Annotated in this window: 6 protein-coding genes and 1 pseudogene; 1 reads left to right on the forward strand and 6 read right to left on the reverse strand. The window is 58.9% G+C overall.

Features of this window, described 5'->3' with window-relative positions; genetic code table 11:
- The 5 genes and pseudogenes from BLP82_RS31730 to BLP82_RS22280 all read right to left on the reverse strand — a co-directional run.
- A pseudogene (locus BLP82_RS31730) lies at positions 1 to 68 on the reverse strand (transposase); the annotation flags it as partial.
- A gap of 143 nt (positions 69 to 211) precedes the next feature.
- Positions 212 to 724 carry a hypothetical protein gene (locus tag BLP82_RS22265; RefSeq protein ID WP_092173034.1) on the reverse strand — a complete coding sequence of 171 codons (513 nt, stop codon included), beginning with the start codon at positions 722 to 724 and terminating at the stop codon, positions 212 to 214.
- Positions 724 to 13,806 carry a two-partner secretion domain-containing protein gene (locus tag BLP82_RS22270; protein ID WP_256576656.1) on the reverse strand — a complete coding sequence of 4,361 codons (13,083 nt, stop codon included), beginning with the start codon at positions 13,804 to 13,806 and terminating at the stop codon, positions 724 to 726. Before BLP82_RS22270 ends, BLP82_RS22265 begins: the two co-directional genes overlap by 1 nt.
- Before the next feature lie 24 nt (positions 13,807 to 13,830).
- Entirely contained in the window at positions 13,831 to 15,537 is a 1,707-nt protein-coding gene (locus BLP82_RS22275) for a ShlB/FhaC/HecB family hemolysin secretion/activation protein (protein ID WP_092173037.1), read from the reverse strand.
- Between the two features lie 494 nt (positions 15,538 to 16,031).
- The gene (locus BLP82_RS22280; protein WP_092173040.1) at positions 16,032 to 18,515 is read right to left on the reverse strand and encodes a sialidase family protein; all 2,484 of its coding nucleotides are present in this window, start codon (positions 18,513 to 18,515) and stop codon (positions 16,032 to 16,034) included.
- A gap of 352 nt (positions 18,516 to 18,867) precedes the next feature.
- Between BLP82_RS22280 and BLP82_RS22285 the strand changes: the two genes are divergently transcribed.
- On the forward strand, positions 18,868 to 19,143 hold the full coding sequence (locus tag BLP82_RS22285) for a hypothetical protein (RefSeq protein WP_092173043.1): 276 nt from the start codon (positions 18,868 to 18,870) through the stop codon (positions 19,141 to 19,143).
- A gap of 285 nt (positions 19,144 to 19,428) precedes the next feature.
- Here BLP82_RS22285 and BLP82_RS22290 read toward each other — a convergent pair whose 3' ends face one another.
- Positions 19,429 to 20,775: a DEAD/DEAH box helicase gene (locus tag BLP82_RS22290; RefSeq protein WP_060738709.1), complete on the reverse strand. Its 1,347-nt coding sequence runs from the start codon at positions 20,773 to 20,775 to the stop codon at positions 19,429 to 19,431.
- Positions 20,776 to 20,839 lie beyond the last annotated feature (64 nt).

The raw sequence follows: 20,839 nt of genomic DNA on the forward strand, positions 1-20,839 counted from the left end.
CGGTTATGGCCTCGCTGCACTACGTGATGCGGGTAATTCGGTAAAACAATACGTCCCATCCTGGGCATATTTGATTCCTCCTCCATGGAAGCTTTCAGCGTGGCAATAAATCAAATAAATCTGTCCCCTTTGCCCCTTTGCCCCCAGAATCTGTCCCCTTTTCTGGTCGAGACCGGCTAATGGGTGTCCCCTTTTCTCTCCGCTTTTTTCACTAATTCAGACCAAGCTCTCGCAACTGAATTTCGCTCGCAAAGTCTAATTCATCACTTTTAACCCTAGTCCCATCTGAATAATGAGAGTAACCACAGACACCACACTGACAAGCTAACAATCCATTATATCTACCTATAAAAATGCGTCCCCCATCAGACTTACATCTTGGACATTGCTCATCTACTTCGACCGTTATCAACTCCTCAATCGTATCGCGCAGAAATCTCGCAATCGCCTCTCCCTCCCGAGGCTGACGTTTCATGATAGTATTTTTAAAATTCATTAAATCCACCGCCGTAAAACAAGAGCGCTCAACCGGCATTGCTCGCTCATTGACCTTCATAATCCTATCAAATCCATAAGTCGTGAACGGCTCACAGTCAAGATACTGATAATTATTCCGAATCCAGCGAAGTATTAATTCAAGAACTTTTCTCGAAGATGCCTCATCAGCCAGAGCTGAGACTGCCGACTGAAATTCACCCCAAACTTTAGTTGGTAGACCACCCATCAAATACCCGCCTTAACAGGAAAAGTTGTTATCAAATTACCGGCTCTGTCGGTAAATACCCTTAACACAGAAGTGGGGACACCGCCATCCTTCAACGTAGTAGTACCAATCGTCCGCCCCACATCAACCGTTCTAACAAACTGGCCATCCGGCAGCCCCACAACCGGGGACTTCACCACAGATGTACTTTGCAAAATCCCTTTTAGCTCCTCCGGTGCAATAGTGAATACGGAGCGTGAATTAGATATTTCCCTATTAAAATGCCCTTCTAAAACATGTTCGAAACCCGCAGACACGGGTTTACCACTATCCCGAAGAGGTGTCGTTTCAGTACGGCCGTTGGCAATGTTTATGCGGGACTGTACGCGGCCCGGGACCGGGATAATGGGTTCACTTGGAACATCTTTAACCGGATGAGTATAAGGCATCCCCGCCTCAGCATCCGGCCCCCCAAGCGGCGTGCTGCCGTTCTTGCCCGTAGAAGCTCCCGTACGTACGGCCTTGGCTTCCGTAAACTTATCCAAAGCCGCCTGAACCCTAGGCGAAATCCCTCCTTCGCCAACGCCAGCACCACGCGCGCCGCCTGAGGTCGGTATGACCAGCGTAGCCACGCTTGTTGCGTTTTCCCACGTGTCAGTAACCTTCGCCAAGTTCGTCAGGTCGTTCAACGCACGCTCAGTCAGGGTGTCCTTGTATTGCGTACAAGTCGCCGTCGTGCAATTGAGGTCATTCAGTGCGGTCAGCCCGCCCTGGATCGAGGTCAGCAAGGATTTCGCAAATGCACCACTGACGGCCTTCTCCGACCAATCGGTGATTTTGTCACTGGTCTCTTGGTACTTACCCCCATCCCACGTGTTCTTCTGACAAGCCTCGTTGCTACCGCAGGCGTTCATGTCCCCGACAAAATCACTCATGTCGTGGTGGTTGAGGTTGTTGTACTGGGTCGCATTGCCAGCCACATACGAGCCGGTCTGTAGACTATTCGCATCATCACCAGCCACAGCTGCGGCAGCCACCACACCCAGCAATTGCGAAGACATGAGCATAAGATGGTCACGGTTCTCCGGACTCATCTGAGCCGACATCCGCCGCAACTGGTTAGCGAACGTCTCATTCACTCCCGCCGCCATCGCACCGACAGCAAAGTCGCTGCCCGATGCTTCGGCGATCATGCCGCCTACCAAGGCGTGCAGGGCGATCTTCTCCGGACTGCCGGTCTTCAGGCCGAGGTTACCTACCTGGTCAAAGGAATAAGCCGCCAGGGTGTTGTAGACCGTCGATTGCAGGATGCTCGCCAACGTAACATCCCGACCGAAAGCTTTGGCGATCGCAGCAGCAGATGCGTTGTTGATCAACTGCTGACCCGCAAAATGGCTGACGGCTTCGATCGAACTTAAGTCAATTACCGTCTTGCCATTGACCTGCTTGGTCATGGTCATATCGCCCAGGTAGTTCTCGGCGACACCGGCCGTGATGGCCGCGATGGCGGCGTTGGTAAGGCCGTCTTTGCTGGCTACCGCTTTCAACCCGGCACCTAGGTCGCCGTTATTGTTGATCGTCGCCACAGTGCCGGTGGTTGCCAGACTGGACGCACCAGCCAAGGCCCAGCCGCCAAGACCGGCACCAGCAGGGCCGAGCAGAACGGTCATCAGAATGGCAATTATCATCTGCGCTGCCGGACCCAGGCCGGAGTTCGAGTACTTGAAGCTGGTATGGATCTCCTGCACTTGCCGCCAATCAACACCACCCTGCTCATCAAGCTCCTTGAGCCAAGCCAGTTTCGGATCGGCCTTGGCCATCGCATCGATGGATTCGCTGACCGTCTGCTTGTTGACTTGCAGCACGTCCGCATGAATCTTGCCCACCGCGCTGATGACCAAGTCGCCTTGAGCAGTCAGTTCACTCTGACGAACCGTCTCATCCGTGCGGCCGCTGCCCTTCATGCTGAACCACGCGGCGCTGGTCTTGCTTTTCTCGTGACTCTCCTGATGCAGGTCCTTGGCGCTCTCAAAGGTAATCGAGCCACCGCTTTGCAAGGTCAGGTCATTGCCACTGTTCAGCTTGGCTACTTGATAATGCTGATCCTCACCGGAAACCAAGGTCAGATCGCCCCCAGTGGTAATCTCACTCCCCACATGAGTCACCTTGGTCAGCTCATCACGCCGACTCTGTTTCTTCCCCCAGCTCCCCTTCTTCTTTTTCTCATACAGCGAATAATCGCTGTCCTGCGCGGCCAGAAGCGCCAGGCTTTCTCCAGCCACCAGATAAGCTTCATCACCGGCGTTGATACGGCTGGAGATAAGCGCCATATCTTTCCCGGCATCCAACCTCACGTCGCCTCCAGCACTGATAGCGCTGCCAATCTGTTTGACGTGGTCCTCTTGGGCCGTGACCTTTTTCGACTTGTAGTAAGAGTGGGTTTCGTTGGCGCCGGAGGAGATTGTCATGTTCTCGTCGGCGGCCAGCGCTACATCGCGATCAGCACTGATCTGGCTCGCAATGGCGTTGAAGTCTCGACGGGCATTCACAACAACGTCGCGCCCCGCATCCACCTCCGAGCCCAATTGAGTGATCGAACTTCTACGGGTGCCACCGGTGTTAGCGGTCTGTTGTTGCGCGGAAACGATATTGACATCCCGCCCTGCATTGATTTGGGTGTCGCGTCCGCTGACCATGACGCTGCCAACGCTGTTGACGTCTCTACCAACCCCCATGGTCAGGTCGTTGGCCGCCTCGATACGCGAGGCGTTATCCGCATAGTCCTGCCGCTGCGTGTAGCCCTTGTTGCTGATACTTGCGGTGGTCAACGTGCGCTCGTTGATTATGTCGCCAACGATCGCATTCATGCTGACGTCACGCCCGGCGATGATGCCGCCGGATTTATTGACGATGTCGTTGCCGGCCAACAGGTCGAGACGGTTGCCGGCTTCAATCAATCCGCTGTTCGTCAGGTTCTCGCCAGCGGATGCGGAGAGGTTATTCGTAGCCCGAAGCGTGCCGGCGTTCTCTAGATCCTTGCCGGCAATCAACGTAACGTTCTGACCAGCAATCAACGCACCATTAGGCGCCAGACGATTATTGGCCTGGGCCAGGTACAGCACCGGCACCAGCACCTTTTCACCGTTCACTTCGTGCTCTTCGAGCCAGACGATGTCGTGGGTCAGGGCGGCGACTTGTTGGGCGGTGAGGGTGACGCCTACCGACAAGTTGAGGGCGTCCTTGCTGGCGATGGCGTTGTTCATCAGGTACTCGAACATCGCCTCATCGGAGGTCTGGCCGTCGATAAAGCGTTGGCCGGTGCGGGCGACGACGGCCTGCTGGATGAGTCTTTGCTCGAATAGGCCATCGCCCAGGCGCTTGGCGCTGATGTCGGGGTCGTAGCCGAGGTTGCGCAGCAAATAATCCGAGCTCATGAAAGTCTTGAGTTCGGTGAGAACCGGATTGGTTTCGATCAGGTATTTTTGCGGTTTGGAAGCCACGGTTGCGCTTGGTAGCCCCGTGACCCGCGCCAGCGTTTGGCCATTGACAGGTGCTGGCGCGCTTACCGAGGCGTCGGCTGGACGACTTATGCCGATCGGCGGCGTGCTCGAAGTGTCCAGTGCAATGTCGACGCCACGGGTGATGGTACCGTCAAGGGAATGCCCTGGCAGTTGCGGCGTGCCTGTGGACGAGTCCGTTGGAGCGGTGACCTGAATGGCGGACGCGCCAGCCGTGACGCCGCCGCTCTCACGATTCAACAACTGCACCTGTCGTTCGGCGGTGGAAACCTGGGTAGCATCGGCGATCTGGATGTCGCGGACATTGGCGGTTGGAGTGGCGGTGGATCGATTCGATGCGCTCACGCTGGCGCCGCCGATTGTCCAGTTCTGCGACACGACCGGCGTCTGGGAGGATGACGCGTCGCTGGCGCCCTGCCCGCTCAGCCGGAACAGGCCGTTTTGCCCGGTGGGGAGGCTGAAGCCGGGGAGTGTCAGGGGGTTTATTTGTTGTTGAGCCAAGTCCGGTGGGAGTTGGCTGTTCAGGGTCACGACCGTGGTTTTGCCTGATCCTGCGGCGGCGGTTGTAATGCTGCGGGACGAAGTTGTTATGCCGGTGGAGAATGGGCGCTCCACGCCATTGGTGATTTTGTTTGTTGCGGTAATGGAGACGTTGCCGCCGGCTTGGATGATGGCAGGGACAAAATTGTCGGACGCGGTGGAAGTAAAAACCTCCTGCTTGAATGGATTGAGGTTCTTTATAAAGTCCGGTAGCTCCGCACGACTGCCCGCTGCAAACTCAGACTGTCCAAATATAATTGCCGACGATGTATTCCAACCCGCCGCGAGCAAAAACACCACCGGACCGATAACCTGATAAGTTTCCTTATCCGGATTCTTGGAGCCAGTACGCAGAACATCAGAATAAACTGAGGATTCAGTACCTGCTGCGTTCCAGAAACGCAGATCTTCCTTGTAACCCGCGTCGTTACGTATATTGTAATTTACAACCTCCCTCATTCTCTCCAAAGAAATATTATCTTCAGCAAAATATTGGTAGCTTGCATAGTCACCCAGAGCCGCGCCTGTATTCTCAAACTCACTTACTGCTACATCTACATCACCGCCAACACTCACAAGTGAATTTGAATTGGAGAAAGAGGATCCCTTAACGGTCAGATTTCTTCCTGCACTCAACGAAGCCGCTTTAGCCGTCGCATCTCCAGAAAGTTTAATTCGATATTGTTGTAGATAAACCAAATATAAAGAAGGTTGCCGATCTGTCCAATAACGTGGAATCGAATCACAGCTATAGCAGCGAACCCCCAACGCCGACGAATACAACTCCGCCTCAGTCTTAAAATCCCCGCGCTTATTAATAATCGAATCCGCATTAATGGAAAAATCCCGCCCACTCTCCATGGTGCCCGAATCATTCTCCATCAACGCCGACCGTCCCCCCAGGTCATTGCGCGCTACATCAATGTTCTCTAGGGCATAAACATCCGACTTACGGTTGGTAAAACTCCCCACCCGCAATTTCATGTCCGCCCCACTGAACAAAAACCCACCTTGATCGTTCAGCAAGGTCGAAGCCGTCAGTTTCAAACCATCTGCACCGGCAACCGTCCCATAGTTATTAATGGTGCCCGCAGTGATATTCAACGCACCCGCCGATGTCAGCCGCCCGTAATTGTTCAGGCTGCCCAGGCCACCGCGCCCACCGATCGTCGTGGTCCCGCCGCCGGTGATACTGGCCACACTACTCAAGTCGATCGCAGCGGCATCTACCGTCATGTCACCCAGGCTGGTGACCCGGCCATTGCCGCTATACCGCCCAGTCAACTGCAAGCCCAGGCCACCATCACTGGCAATCAACCCGTTGTTAACCCAGTTCCCGCCTTTACCCTCCAACTGCGTCGAGGCCAGCAGTTGCCCAGTCTCGGTCTGGGTGAAATTGTTGACGTCGACCGTCAGCCGTCCGGCCTGGATGGCGCTGGTGTTGGTCCAGGTGTCGGCCTTGAGCGTCAGGCCGCCACGGGTGACGATGTCGCCGCCGGCGCCGGTGACGTTGGCCAGGGAGATGTCGAACGTGCCGTCGCCCAGATGCAGTAATTGGCCGCCGCCATTGAGGAAGCTGTTGGCGGACAGGGTCAGGTGACTGTTGACGCTTTCCAGCTTGCCATTGCGGTTGTCGAAGAGGCTGCCGATCTGGAAGTCGGTTTTACCCGTTACCCCAAGGGCTCGCAGTTGGCCGGTCTGGTTATCGAGGCTGGCGGCGCTCACCACCAAGGTGCTGTCGCTTTCCAGAATGCCGCCACGGTTGGTCAGGGCGCCGTCCAGGTCCAAATTGATGGCGTTGCCGGCGATCTGGCCGGCGGTGTTGTCCAGGCTGGCACCGGTGCCGCTGACCTTGATCAGCCCAGAGGCATAGAGACCGCCACTGCGATTGTTCAGGCCGGCGGTGTCGATGACGATATCGCCCGCCTGCGCGGCAATCCGGCCACCGTTGTTGTTCAGCCCGGCCAAGGCGCGCAGGCCAAGGCGTTGGCCTTGAATCACACCGCCCTTGTTGTTCACATCGAAGCCGTTGCGCAGCACCCCTACGGTTCTCGCCTCAAGGGCGCCCTTGAGGCTGGCGAGGGTGCCGCCACGGTTATCGATGTTGGCCGCGGTCACGTTTACATCGCCGGTTTGGGCGATGAGTTTGCCGCCCTGGTTGTCCAGATCCGCGCGCAATTCAAGACTCACACCCGTCTGGCCTTGCATCTCGCCTTGGCCGTTGGCAAGGCTCGCGGCATTGAGTTCAACGTCCGCCGTCTGGCTGTAGATCAGCCCGTTGGTATGGTTCTGCACGGCTCCGGAGGCAGTGACCGTCAGCGCATTTTTCGCGGCGACAGTACCGGTATGGCTGTTGTCCAGGGTGCCGGTGCCCAGGGTCATTTCGCCCTGGCTGACCAATTGACCGCCTTGGTTGTTGATCGCGGTCGCATCTTTAACCGTCAACGGACCAGCGCTGGCAAGCTTGGCGCCGTGGTTGTCCAGGGCCCCCTTGAGGTTGAGGGTCACGGCGGCGTTACCGCTCAGGTTGCCGCCGCTGTTGTCCAGGCTGGTGCCGGTGAAGCTCAGGGCTTTTTGTGCGTTGACAATACCGCCAGCGTTACCCAGGGTCATGGCCTTCATGACCAGAATGGCGCCGCTGTCGATCAAGCCGCCTTGGGCGTTGTTCAGCACACCGCCAGTGACAGTCAGGGTCTGGTCGCCACCGCTGGACAGAATCCCGCCCCGGTTATCCAGGCTGGCGGCGCTGACAGTGAGTTTTTTCTGGCCGACCAGGGCACCGGCAGCGCTGTTGAGCAGAGCCCCGCTGAGGGTCACGCCAACGTCGCCATTGCGGCTGGAGAGCGTGCCGTTGTTGCGGTTGTCCAGGCTGCTGCCACTGACCTGCAAGTCTTGCCATCCAGAGATCAAGCCGTTCTGGTTGACCAGGCTATCGCCCTTTAGGCTCAGGCTCTGGCTGCTGATCAGTTTGCCGCCGCTGTTATCGAGTGTCTGACCGCTGAGCGTGAAGCTCTGGCTACTGGAAATTTCGCCGCCCTGGTTGTTCAGGTTGCGCAGGCCGTTGAGGGTCAGCGGACCATTAGCGGTGATCAGGCCATTGCGGTTGTTCAGGTCATGGCCGCCCAGGTTCAGCGTCATGGCTTGTTCGCCCAACAGACGTCCGCCGTTTTGGGTCAGCGCCGCGAGGGTCAGGTTCATATCGCCCTTGGCCGACACTTCGCCGCCGTCGCTGGAGTCCAGCGCGTTGGCAGTGAGCGTGAGGTCACCCTGGGCATTGATCAGGCCATTGGCGCTGTTGTTCAGGGCCATGGCGTTGAGGAGCAAGGCACCACCGGCCAACACGCTGCCGTCCTGGTTATTCAGGTCGCCGCTGTCGAGCGTGAGCGATTGCGCGGCGCTGATGAGACCTTGGGCCTGGTTATCCAGTTGTCGATCGATCGCCAGGACGAGGTTGCCACGGCTGGTGAGGACACCCCCGTTGTTGTTCAGGCTCTGGGCGTGGGCATCGACGGTTGCCGCGCCGATCAGGCCTTTGACGTTGTTCAGCGCCTGGGCGATGCGCAGGGTCAGGCTTTGGCTACTCAGCACTTTGCCGTTGTCGTTGGTGAGGTTTTGTGCCGCCAGGGTGAAGGCTTGGGCGCTGGAGATTTCACCGCCCTGGTTATTCACACCGAGCAGGTTTTTCAGCAGCAACGTACCGGGGGCGTTGATCAGGCCGTTCTGGTTGTTGAGCTGGCCGTTGTTCAAGTCCAGGCTCAGCGAGGTGTTGCTGAACAACTGGCCGCCCTGTTGATCCAGGCCGGAGACCGCGGCAGTCAACGCGCCCTGGCTGCCGATGCGGCCGCCATCCTGGTTGGTGACCTGGGCCGCCTTGAGGTTCAGCGTGCTGCCACTGTTGAGGCGTCCATTCTGGCTGTTGTCGAACGCGCCGGTGGTGACGTTGACCGCGCCTTTGCCGCTGATACTGCCTTGCTGACGGTTGTCCAGGGCCGTGCTGCTGAGCGACAACGCGCCGTCGGTCACCAGTTCGCCGCCCTGGTTGTCGAGGCGGCCTAGGCTTTTAACGGTGAGGTTGGCGGCGCTGGACAGGCTGCCGCCGCTGTTGCTCAGGTTGGCGGCGCTGACGTCGAGGGTACCTTCACTGCTGAGTTGGCCCTGGGTGTTGATCAGGTCGCCACTGAGGTCGATGCGTTGGTTCTGCTGGCTGACCAGATAGCCGCCGCTGTTGTCCAGGGAACCGCCGTCGAGGCTCAATTGGGTCTTGGCACTGAGCAGGCCTTTGGTCCGGTTGAGCAGCTTGTCCACGGTGAGCTTCAGGCTTTGCCCGGCGAATATTTGGCCGCTGTCGCTGTTGTCGAGGTTTTTGCTCACCAGTGTGACGCCAGTGTTACCGCTCAGCTCGCCGCCACGGTTGTCGAGGTCGTCAACGTTGAGATCCAGCGCTTTTGTAGCACCGATCAAACCGGCCTGGCGGTTGTCCAGGCTCGACGCTTGCAACGTCAGGTCCGTGGTGCTGACCAGCGTGCCTTGACGGTTATCCAGCGCGGTGACGGTAGCGTTGAGCCCGGCTTTGCCGGCGATGTTGGCGGCACGGTTGTCCAGGCGATCAGCGTTCAATGTCAGCGTGCCGTCGGCGATCAGCGAGCCGCGCTGGTTGTCGAGCAGGGTATCTACGTTCAAATCGAGCTGATCGAGACTGCTGATCAAGCCATCGTTGTTATCCAGGCTGGCGCTGTGGCTGTCCACGGACGCGGCCGAGATGATCCCTTTGGCGTTGTTCAGGGCCTGGGCTGTCCTCAGGACCAGGCCTTGATTGCTGAGCAGTTTGCCGCCGCTGTTATCGAGATTCCGCGCCGCCAGGGTGAACGCTAGCCGGCTGGAAATTTCACCGCCCTGGTTGTTGACGTCCTTGAGGTTGCTCAGCAGCAACAGGCCCGGGGCGTTGATCAGGCCGCCCTGGTTGTTCAACTGGCCCTGGTTCATGTCCAGGCTGACGCTGGTGTTGCTGAACAACTCCCCTTGCTGTTGATCCAGCCCGGTGACCGATGCAGTCAGAGCCTGGCTGCTGGCGATACGGCCGGCGGCGTTGTTCACCTGAGCGGCGGTGAGCTTGAGGGTGTTGCCCGAGGTCAGGCGACCGCCTTGACTGTTATTGAAAGCGCCAGTGCGAACCTCAGTGGCGGCGCTGCTCGAGATCAGGCCTTTCTGGCTATTGTCCAGGCTGGCACTTTTGAGGCTCAGGCCGGCGTCGGTGCTGACGGAGCCGCCCTGGTTGATCAGCCCACCCTGGCTGACGATGGACAACGCGCCAGCGCTGCCGAGGCTGCCGGCGGTGTTATCGAGGCTGCCGGCGTTGACGATCAGTTCACCTTCGCTGCTGATCAGGCCTTTGTTATTCAACAATGCGTTGTCGAGTGTGATCACCAAAGCATTCAGGCTACTGAGTGCGCCACCGCTGTTGTCCAGCGTATTGCCCGTGAGCATGAGGCGGCCTTGGGCGTGGATCAGGCCCTTGGTCTGGTTGATCAGTTGCGCGACTTTCAATTCAAGCGCGCTGCCGGCAATCAGTTTGCCGCCGTCGCTGTTGTCCAGGCGTTGAGCGCCAACCTTGACGTCCAGCCCTGCGGACAGTTCGCCCGCCCGGTTATCGATCTGCTCAACCTGCAAATCCAGCGCTTTTGTGGTGCCGACCAAGCCACCGTTGCGGTTATCCAGAACGCTGCCGGTCAGGCTCAGGTTGCCTTGTGAGACCAGCGCGCCGCCCTGCTGTTGCAGGGTATCGATCAGCGCGGTGAGGTCGGTTTGGCTGGAGATACGGCCAAGGGCGTTTTGCACCTCATTGGCCTTCAAGTTCAGCGGGCCGACGCTGCTCAGCAGACCACCGCGGTTGTCCAGCCGCGTGACTTCGACGCCGACGCCGGCCTTGCCGGTGATGATCCCGTTGTTACGGTTGTCCAGTTGCGCGACCGTCAGTTGCAGCGCTTTATCGGCGCGGATGTTGCCGCCACGGTTGTCGAGGGAATCGCTGCGCACGGTCAGCAGGTCGACCCCGGTGAGACGACCGCCGCGGTTGTCGAGGCTACCGGTTTGCAGGTCAAGTGCGCCCTTGGCGATCACTTCGCCCTGGCTCTGGTTGTCCAGCAGGCCGCTGATGCGTGCGCTCAGGCTGCCGTCGCTGATCACCTGACCGGCGTTGCCGTTGTTCAGGCTCGCGGCCTGGATGTCCACGACCTTGCCCGAACCGAGCACGCCCTCGCGGTTGTCCAGCGCGCCGCCAAGGCTGATGTTCAAGGCGTTATCGCCCAGTACCTGACCGTTGCGGTTATTCAGGGTCATCGCGTTGAGCCGGGTCAGGCCGGCACTGGACACTTCGCCCTCGAGGTTGGTCAGCGTTCCATCGACGCTCACGCTCAGGTCGGCGTCGCTGCTCAAGGTGCCGCTGCTGTTGTCCAGGCTGGCGGCGCGCACGGCAAGGCCATTGGCCGAGACCAATCCTTGGGCGTTGTTCAACGCCTGAGCAATGGTTAAGTTGAGGCCCTGCTTGCTGACGACCTTGCCGGCGCTGTTGTCCAGGCTGTTTGCATTCAGGCTGAAGGCTTTGTCGCTGGAGATCTCACCCTCGCGGTTGTTCACGGCGGCGAGGTTGTTCAACAGCAGCGCGCCGGGGGTGCTGATCAGCCCGCCCTGGTTGTTCAGTTGCCCATGGTTGAGGTCGAGGGAAAGGCTGGTGTTGCTGACCAATTGGCCGTTCTGTTGCTCCAGCCCGGTGACGCTGGCATTCAAGACTTTGGCACTGGCGATGCGGCCGGAGGTGTTGTTCACCTGACCGGCCTTCAATGACAGCGTGTCACCGCTGATCACGCTACCGCCCAGGTTGCTCAAGGTCGCGGCGCTGTCGATGTTCAACGCAGCGACGCTGGTCAACTGGCCCGCATCGTTATTGATACCGGCGGCTTTGACGCTGGCGCTGGTGTCGCTTTTGAGGCTGCCTTGGGCATTGAGCAGTTGCCCGCGCAGGTCCAGGTTCATCCCTTGCCGGGCGTACAGCGAACCCTGGCGGTTGTCCAGTTGCCCGGCATTGACGGCCAGGGCGCCTCGGGTGGAGATCAACCCTTGGCTCTGGTTGGTCAGGCGTTCCAGGGTCAGGCGCAAGTCGCCGTAGGCAATCAGTTTGCCGTTGTTGCCGTTGCTCAGCTCAGTGCCGGTCAGCGCCAGGACACCCTGGCTCGACAGCTCACCGCCGCGGTTATCCAACGTGCCTACGGTGAGGCTGGCAGCCTGGCTTGTGGTGACGACGCCGCTCTGGCGATTGTCCAGGCTCGCCGCGTTGAGGGTCAGCAGTCCGGCGGAGGACAGCAATCCCGCCTGATTCAGCAATTGCGCCGAAATGCTGGCGGTGAGCGCACCGTCACTGAGCAAACGGCCTGCGGTGTTATCCAGCGACGCAGCGCTGAGCTGCACGCTCTTGCTTGAAGTGATCCGGCCGCTGCGGTTGTTCACTTGGCCGCTGGCGTTGATAGCCAACCCCTGCCCTGCCGCGACCAGACCCGCTACGTTGTCCAGCGAAGCAACGCGCAACGTAACGCCGTTCAAACCGGTGAATTCGCCACTGGTGTTATTCAACTGCCCGACATTGGCCGTCAGGTTGCCGTTGCTGCTGACCGTGCCCTGGGTGTTGAGCAGTGTGTTGGCGGTGATGTTCAGTGTATTGCTGCTGAGTACCCGTCCTTTACTTTGATTGTCCAGGGTCGCGGCGTTGACCGTGGTGGTCTGCCCGCCGCTCAGGGTTCCGCCTTGGTTACTCAGCGTCTGCGCCACGTTGGCTGTGAGGTTACGACTGGCAACAACGCTCTTACCCGTGTTGCTCAGATTCTGCGCCGTCAGGCTCACATCCCCCGCCGCGTTACGGGTGTTATCCGCGTTGACCCCGGCCTCGATAATGCCGTTGTTGGTCAACTGCCCACCCGCGTTCAGCGTAATGCTGTCCCGCGCCGCAAGACTCTGCTGGTTGCTCAGGTTGCCCTGGGTCTGGGCGTTCAACGTGGTGCCGGCGTAGGCCGGACCTCGGGCATCAAGGCTCGCGGCTTTGACATTGATGGCGCCACTGGCCGAGGTCTCTGCCAGGCTCAGGCGGCCGTTGGCATCGAGCTGAATGTCGCCGCCGCTGGCGATCAGTTTGCCGTCCAGTTTCACGCCGACGCCGGCTTCGGTGCCCACCAGTTTGATAGCGCCTGCGTACATGCCGCCCAAGGCCGAGGAGTCGATGGCCAGTTGCGGTTTGGCGCTGCCGTCGTCCGCCCGGGCGGTAGCATTGAGGGTATTGGCGTTGACGTCGTTGCGCCCGGCGACGATGGTCAGGTTCTTGGCCTGGATCTCGGCATTGATCCTGGCACTGCGAGTAATGATTTCGAAACTGTCGACGTTGTTGGCGTTGAGGCCCGCGCCTTCGATGGCGACGCTGCCTTGGTCCACCTGATAGCGGCTCACCTGGCCGTTCTCGATGATTGGCTTGCCGGTGGTCAGGGTCGCTTTCGGGGTATTGATGAAGCCGCAGCCGTTGCAGGTAATTCCGTAGGGGTTGGCCACGATCACGCGGGCCGATTGCCCAGCCACTTCGGTGTAGCCGCGCAACTGGCTGGGGTTGCCGCCGTTGACTTCATTGAGGATGGTGGTGGCGGCCGTACCGTTGAGGTTCGGGTTGCCGAGAATGATGCCGCCCAGTTGCGTGGATTGTGTGCGGGCGGTGGCGTTGTTGAGGATCACGCCGTTGCTGCCGACGTTGTAGTCCGTGAACTGGTTGTGCGACAGGCCATTGCCGTTGGGCTTGGCGATATTGACGATGGGCACGCCGTTGCCCGCCCGGTCCAGCCCGGTGCCCGGGGCGCTGACGACGATGCCATCGGCCTGGGCCCACAGCGGTTGCCAGAACATGACATTGACCAGCAGGAACGCCAGGCCACGCTTGGGCATGCCGCAGAAGCGGTCACGGGCTTGCAGGGCTGCGGAAGGTTGGCGGGCCAGGAAGGCGTGTTGGCGGTCGTCCATGTTCAGGTCTCGTTGCAGCAAAATTTAAAGGAGTACGTCCACGCGGAAGTAGATCGGCGCTTCGCGCTCGGTGAGGGCATCCGGGCGTTCCAGGGAGTGGGCGAAGGTGACGCTGGCGCTCAGGTGCTCACCACGGGCGAACAGCTCCAGCGAGTTGCTCGACATGCGCCCGTGCTGGCCGCCGTTGTAGCGGTCGCCGCGAATCACGCCCTGGTCATAGCCGAGGCTGGTGCCGTATTCGGCGAACACCGGGCGCAGCCACTCCAACGCTATCGGGCGGCTCCAGCGCAGGTCGTTGCGCCAGTAGCCGCCGCTGTCGCCGGACAGTGATTGGTCCTTGTAGCCACGAATCGACGATTGCCCGCCCAGGCTCATGCGTTGCGGGCTGAACAGCACGTCCTCGCTGCGCTGGCCGGTCATCAGGCTGCTGAAGCTGAAGGACTCGTCCCACAGCTTGAAAGGCTGCAGGTAGCTGGCGGTGGCGGTGTATTTGCGATAGCGCGCATCCGGCACACCAGGGCCCGGGTCGTGATCTCCCTGGGCGTCCAAGGCACCGATGCCCTCCTGCATGCCCAGGTCGAGGTTGACGAAAGCACTGCCGACTCGCCGTCCGTGGTTGATCCCGAACTGCGCCTCGCTGATGCGATTGCTGCTCTCGCGAAGCTTGCTGTCTTCGATGAAGTTGTTGGTGCGCAGGTACGAAAGGCCGGTGTTGAGGGAGGTCTTGCTCAGCGCATCGCGATGGATCACCCGCTCGACCCGCAACTGATGGTTCTGGCTGTCGCCCGTCTGCTTGAAGTTGAAACCGTTGGCCGGGATTTGCGAGCGGTATTCGCTCTGGCTGTAGGTGTAGCTGACGTTCCACCAGCCCCAAGGCAGGTTGTAATAAAGCATGGCGTTGTTGGAGGTGTGCTGGTGATCGGTCATCCCATCGTGACCGCCACGCAACATCAACTGGTCGGCCAGGCCCAGCGGGCTGTCCCACTCAAAACTGCTGCCCCACTGCTGCTCGCCGGTGCTGCGCTGGCCGTCGTTGCTGCGCGACAGGCCGGCGCGCCAAGGCTTTTTCGGTTCATTGGTGACCCGCACTTCACTGCCACCGACTTCCTGGCCGGGGGTCAGCTCCATTTTGGCCTGGTTCGACGGCAGGCGATTGAGCTGATCCACCATCTGCTCGATCTCCCGCAGGTTGACCAGGTCACCGGCCTTGCCGGGAAAAGCCATCGCCAATTCACGCTCCGACAGCTTGCTGTTCTCGGCCCCCTTCAGGCCTTCGAGACGCCCTTCCACCACCAGCACGCTCAGATGCCCACCAGACAGGTCTTGCTGCGGCAGATAGGCACGGCTGGTGACCAGCCCCTTTTCGATGTAGTAGTCGGTGATGACTTTGAGCAGTTCGTTAAGCTGCGGCACACCCAGGCATTGACCGATGTAGGGCTTGAGCAGATGCTCGCGCTCGCTGGCGGAAAGACTGTTGGCGCCTTTGAGCTCGATGGTCTTGATGGGGAAGCAACGGGTATCGACAGGTGCGCTCGGCTGGGCCGGCTTCGCCTCCTGGCCGGGCAGGTCCTTGAGCTCCTCCAGGCGACGACGCTGCTCTTCGAGCAAACGGTTCTGGCGCTCGCGGATCAGGTCCGTCTCGCCTGGAGTGGGGGCGGCGTGAGCCAGGGTCAGCGGAGAAAGGCACAGCAAAGCCACGCACAACCTCGCCCAAAAGACGGGTGAGGACATGTTCGATCCCTCGAGTGGAAAATGACATCAAAATAGTGGCGCGATATTAATGAGCCATCATTTTGACGTCAACTAAATGAATTGGGCTTTAAGGCTATTGCTGGAACCATTCATCTGAAATCGGACGGCTCCGGTACGGGGGTACGAAAGGTCCCGAGACAACTCTGGAAACCTCCTACAAAACGGACAAGCAGCGTTCACCGCAGGTACTTTGTGCCGACGCTGGAGTGCGTAGGAGCCGTGTAGGAGCTGTCGAGTGCAACGAGGCTGCGATCTTTCCCAATACACTTGAATCTCAAGCGAAAGATCAAAAGATCGTAGGCTCCGTCAGCTCCTACAGAGCCCAGCGGGAGCAAGCACCCTCATCACGAGGGCTGTGGCGAATCCAGGTTGGGCTTCATAAAAAAACCGGACTCAAGGTCCGGTTCTTTATGAAAGAGCTAGGCATCCGCCTCTGCCCAGCACGGATACCCTGCTGGGCAGAGGTTTGACGACTACTTGCTTGCCTCCTCGACGGCTGCTGTGTTCTGAGGACCGAAAGAATATTTCAGGGCCCGAGCCTTCATGGTGCGCGGATCAGGTAAGCCTACGGTCTCTGGGCCCGCAAAGCCGGTGACACCTTTGCTGAACGTGGGATTGATCGCATCGAACAGGAAGCTGAAACCTTGTTTGAGCGAGCTCTGGGCGATGCCGTGACACCCCATGCAGCCGCCCATGGTCAGGCTTTGGGTGCTGTGGTCGTAATCCGGTACCTTGATGTTCGGCTGGTTGCGCGCATTGGTCAGGGTGTTGTTATTCGGGATGGGGAATACGTTGCTCCCACGAAACAGCTGAATCCCCGGCTGGCTGCTTTCGACCATGATATTGGCCAGGTAGTAATCCGGATCGGTTTGAGTGCTCGACGGGATGGCTTGAACGCCTTTGAGCCGATAATGCTTCCAGACCGAATTGTTGAATTCGCCGCTGCCGTCCATCAACTGCTTGACCTGGTTGTTCACCGCCGCGACCTCGACATCCATGGTGAGCGGTTGCACGACCCGGATCGGGCCGGCCTGCCCTTCAGGGATCCCGTTACTGCCGGAGTAGACCGGCGGATCAAGGCTCGCGTTTGCGACTGCGCCCGCTTTTGGCAGGGAAACCGTATAGGTCTTGTTGCCGTCAGAGAACGTGGCGGTCGGGGGGTTGTTTATATCGAAACCGGGGTAATCAATCTTGTTGTAGTTGGCAATGTAGTAGAGCCCGGTCGGTGAGTTACCGTCGGGCAGCATCAGGGCATCTTCGTGTTCGAACGTGGCGAAAATGAACGTCGGGTAGTTGGGCGTCTTATGGATGATATGCAAGGCGACCAGTGCATAGTCTTCGTTCTGCGCCACCGGGTCACTGTCGAGGCCCTTGTAAGTCACCACCGTCGCCGTGTGGTAGCGCCCACGATTCTGTACCGGGATGTCTGCCAGCTTGCGCCATGTCGCCTTGACCTCCACCGCACCGTCGGGCAGCACTATGTTATCCGGGAACTTGCTCAGGCCTTTCGCATACTCGTAGACGACGGGGTTCGCCTTGGCCTCGAACAGGATCTGGCTGTCGTTTGAAGGAGCATAATCGCCTCCTGTCTTCGCCACATTTGGCGGATTGACCGGGAAGAAAATAGCGTTTTGTCCTATTTGGGTCGCCTCATCCAGATTGTTGTAATGATTAAAGGTGGCGCCAGGCGCCAAACGAATACCCTGGGGAAATTGGATATAGCTGTATTGCGGGTCAGAACCGAACGGGCGCGTCGGACCACCTGCGGTGTTTTTTTGTGGTCCCGCGGGAAACAACTCGGTACGGTGCGCGAAGGTTTGCCATAACAAGGGGCTGGGAGACTTTGGCACCTTGCCCGAATCAGCAAAACTGCTGGCGGGATTGCCGACGCCGCGGTTAGCGGGCAATGGTGCCGCAGCTGTATTGTTCAGTGCGAAAAAGCTCCGCCAGGCGAAGGTTGCATAGTCGGTATGGCTGAGGCCTGTGGCCAGGTCCGACGGCAGTTGCGGGTTGCGTACGGTTAGATCGCTCGTGGTAATGCCATAGGAAACGCCCAATCCCGAAGGGTAGGCAGAACGCCCGGGAAAAGCGAAATAGGGTGCCCATCTGAGCCCATCGGTTGAATAAAAAGTGCTGGGGCCACTGCTGATGAACACGCGCTCATTAACCATCGTCGCACTGTTCAGGGGACTCTTGTCAGGTATACCTGTCAGCCCCTGCTTCTCGCCCCAGCTACCACTCCGGTCATAAGTGCGCGCGAACAGGCCGCCGTTAAGAAATGTGTAATAGAGCCTCAAATCACCGTTATAGACGATCGGTACCAGGTTCCCAATCGTGTTGGGGCCTTCTTGGAATGCGGTTTTTTCCGGGCTCCATTTAAGGCCGTCATAGGTCACGTAGTAAACAGCCTTGCCACTGTTTTCGTTATACAGGACGAACAACTGGCCGTTGTACACAACGGCTTTGTTATTGAGGGCAGTATGGATTGTATTGACTGAATCAACAGGGGACCAATTGACGCCGTCCTCGGAACTGATGGTCTTTAACTGTTGGCGCGGGGCGTCGGCAAAGGTCAGTACCAGTTTTTGCTTGAATACGGTGGCGGAGACTCCACTGTAGATGTTACCGACCGGGATGGGCTTCGGCGCAGACCAGACTTTCCCCTCTACGGAAGAAGAGAAATAGATATTTTTCTGATCATTGTTGCTGGCCCAGAACATATAGACCTTGCCCTTGAACGACTGCACCACCGGGACAAAGTACGATGAACTGTAGCGCACCACGCTCGTTGAGGAAGGCTTGCCACCGGAGTCATCCGGATTATCAAAGACATCCACTTCGATCCCTACGCCTTGTTGCGGTGTCGCGACAATCACACTTTCCGCATAGGTCGAGGAGACAGTAAATAAACCACACAAGCACAACATCAGCCGACTGAGTATTGCTTTAATGCTCATCGATTCATTCCTTGAGTAAGTGCTACCCAGGCCGTACGCCTGCCTGCGGTAGTTAGTCCATTGGTAACGTGTGATCTGTACTGACAGCCATGTGTCCAGGCCCAGCCGTTTTTTGTACTCACCTCCATTGTTGTGCATGGATAACGCATGGGGTTGGAAGGCAACGATTGCAGGCACGCTCTGGCTTTTGCAGGCGGGTGTGCGATAGGTGCATCTTCCATGGTAGACGACTGTTTTACATCAGCTAGGCGAACGCCGAAAAAGAATCAAGCGATGGCGGCTTGAGGTGAACTTTCCAGCCAATACCGGCCTCAACCCATTACCTGCCCAACAAGGAATACGAGGCCCATCCATGAAAACCCTCTTGAAACTCACCCTCGCAGCCACCCTCACCTGCGCCCTGCCCGCCTGGGCCACTTGCACGCCAGAGGAAGCGACCGCCAAGCGTGAGCAACTGGCCCAGGAGGTGACCAAGCTCACCGAGCAGAACCCGGCCAAGGCCAAGGAAATCAATGACGAACTGCAGGCCATGGACCTGGAGACTGCCAGCAAGGATGTGCCAGACAAGTGCCAGTTGATCGATAAGCGTCTGCAAGAGCTGAAGCAAGCAGAGAAGAAGGCTGGGTGATTAGCCACAGCCGAGCACAGCCCGCTTTTGTGGCGAGGGAGCTTGCTCCCGCTGGGGGGCCAAAGGAACTGCAGGAACTGCGTAGGAGCTGTCGAGTGCAACGAAGCTGCGATCTCTCCCCAGACGCTTGAGTCCCAAGCGAAAGATCAAAAGATCGCAGGCTTCGCCAGCTCCTACAAAGCCCAGCGGGAGCATGCTCCCTAGTCACGGGTGTTGCATCAGATTCTGTTGCCCATAAAAAAACCGGACCCAAGGTCCGGTTTTTCATGAAGCACTACCGCGGCTTCACTCAGCCGCCGGCGCTTCCGGCTTGCGGCGCTTGAGCGGGGCCATGCCGTCCTTGCTGACCAGCGACGGGGCGTCGGTCTTCGGGCGGTTGGCGGTCTTGCGCTTGGTCGGGGCCTTGGCGCCGGTTTTCTTCTTGTCACCCTTGGCGTCGACCTTTTTCTTCTTCACGCCAACGGCCTTGCCCGAGGCCTTGACCTTTTTCGGTCCGCCGTAGGTGCCTTTGACTTCCTTGATGGTGCGGCGCTCGAAGCTCTGCTTGAGGTAGCGCTCGATGCTCGACATCAGGTTCCAGTCGCCGTGGCAGATCAGCGAGATCGCCAGGCCATCGTTACCGGCGCGGCCGGTGCGACCGATGCGGTGCACATATTCGTCGCCGCTGCGGGGCATGTCGAAGTTGATGACCATGTCCAGGCCATCCACGTCCAGGCCGCGGGCGGCGACGTCGGTGGCGACGAGAATTTTCACGCCGCCCTGCTTGAGGCGGTCGATGGCCAGCTTGCGGTCCTTCTGGTCTTTCTCGCCGTGCAGCACGAACGCCTTGTATTCCTGAGCCACCAGGCGACCGTAAATGCGGTCGGCCATGGCCCGAGTGTTGGTGAACACGATGGCTTTTTCGTAGGTCTCGTTGGCCAGCAACCAGTTGACGATCTGTTCTTTGTGCTGGTTGTGGTCGGCGGTGATGATCTGCTGGCGGGTGGTGGAATTCAGCTGGCTGACCGCGTTGAGCTGCAAGTGCTCGGGGTTGTTCAGCACCTTGGCGATCATCTCGCGCAAGCCCGAACCGCCGGTGGTGGCGGAGAACAGCATGGTCTGCTGGCGATTGACGCATTCGTCCACCAGGCGCTGCACGTCTTCGGCAAAGCCCATGTCCAGCATGCGATCGGCTTCGTCCAGCACCAGCACTTCGACTTCCTTGAGGTCGAGGTTGCCGGCGTTCAACTGCTCGATCATCCGCCCCGGCGTGCCGATCAGGATGTCCGGCACCTTGCGCAGCATCGCGGCCTGGACTTTGAAGTCTTCGCCGCCGGTGATCAGGCCGGACTTGATGAAGGTGAATTGCGAGAAGCGTTCCACTTCCTTCAAGGTCTGCTGGGCCAGTTCGCGGGTCGGCAGCAGGATCAGGGTCTTGATGCTGACGCGCACCTTGGCCGGGCCGATCAGGCGGTTGAGGATCGGCAGCACGAACGCGGCGGTCTTGCCGCTGCCGGTTTGCGCCGTCACCCGCAGGTCACGCCCCTGGAGCGCGAGCGGAATAGCCGCTGCCTGCACCGGCGTTGGCTCGACAAATTTAAGCTCGGCCACGGCTTTGAGCAGGCGTTCGTGCAGGGCGAATTGGGAAAACACGGGTGCTACCTCGAAGAAATGCAAAAAAACAGCTGCATAGGGTAACGGTTTCGAGCGCGAAGGC

The sequence above is a fragment of the Pseudomonas sp. NFACC37-1 genome, assembly GCF_900101575.1.
Classification (GTDB): domain Bacteria; phylum Pseudomonadota; class Gammaproteobacteria; order Pseudomonadales; family Pseudomonadaceae; genus Aquipseudomonas; species Aquipseudomonas fluorescens_AA.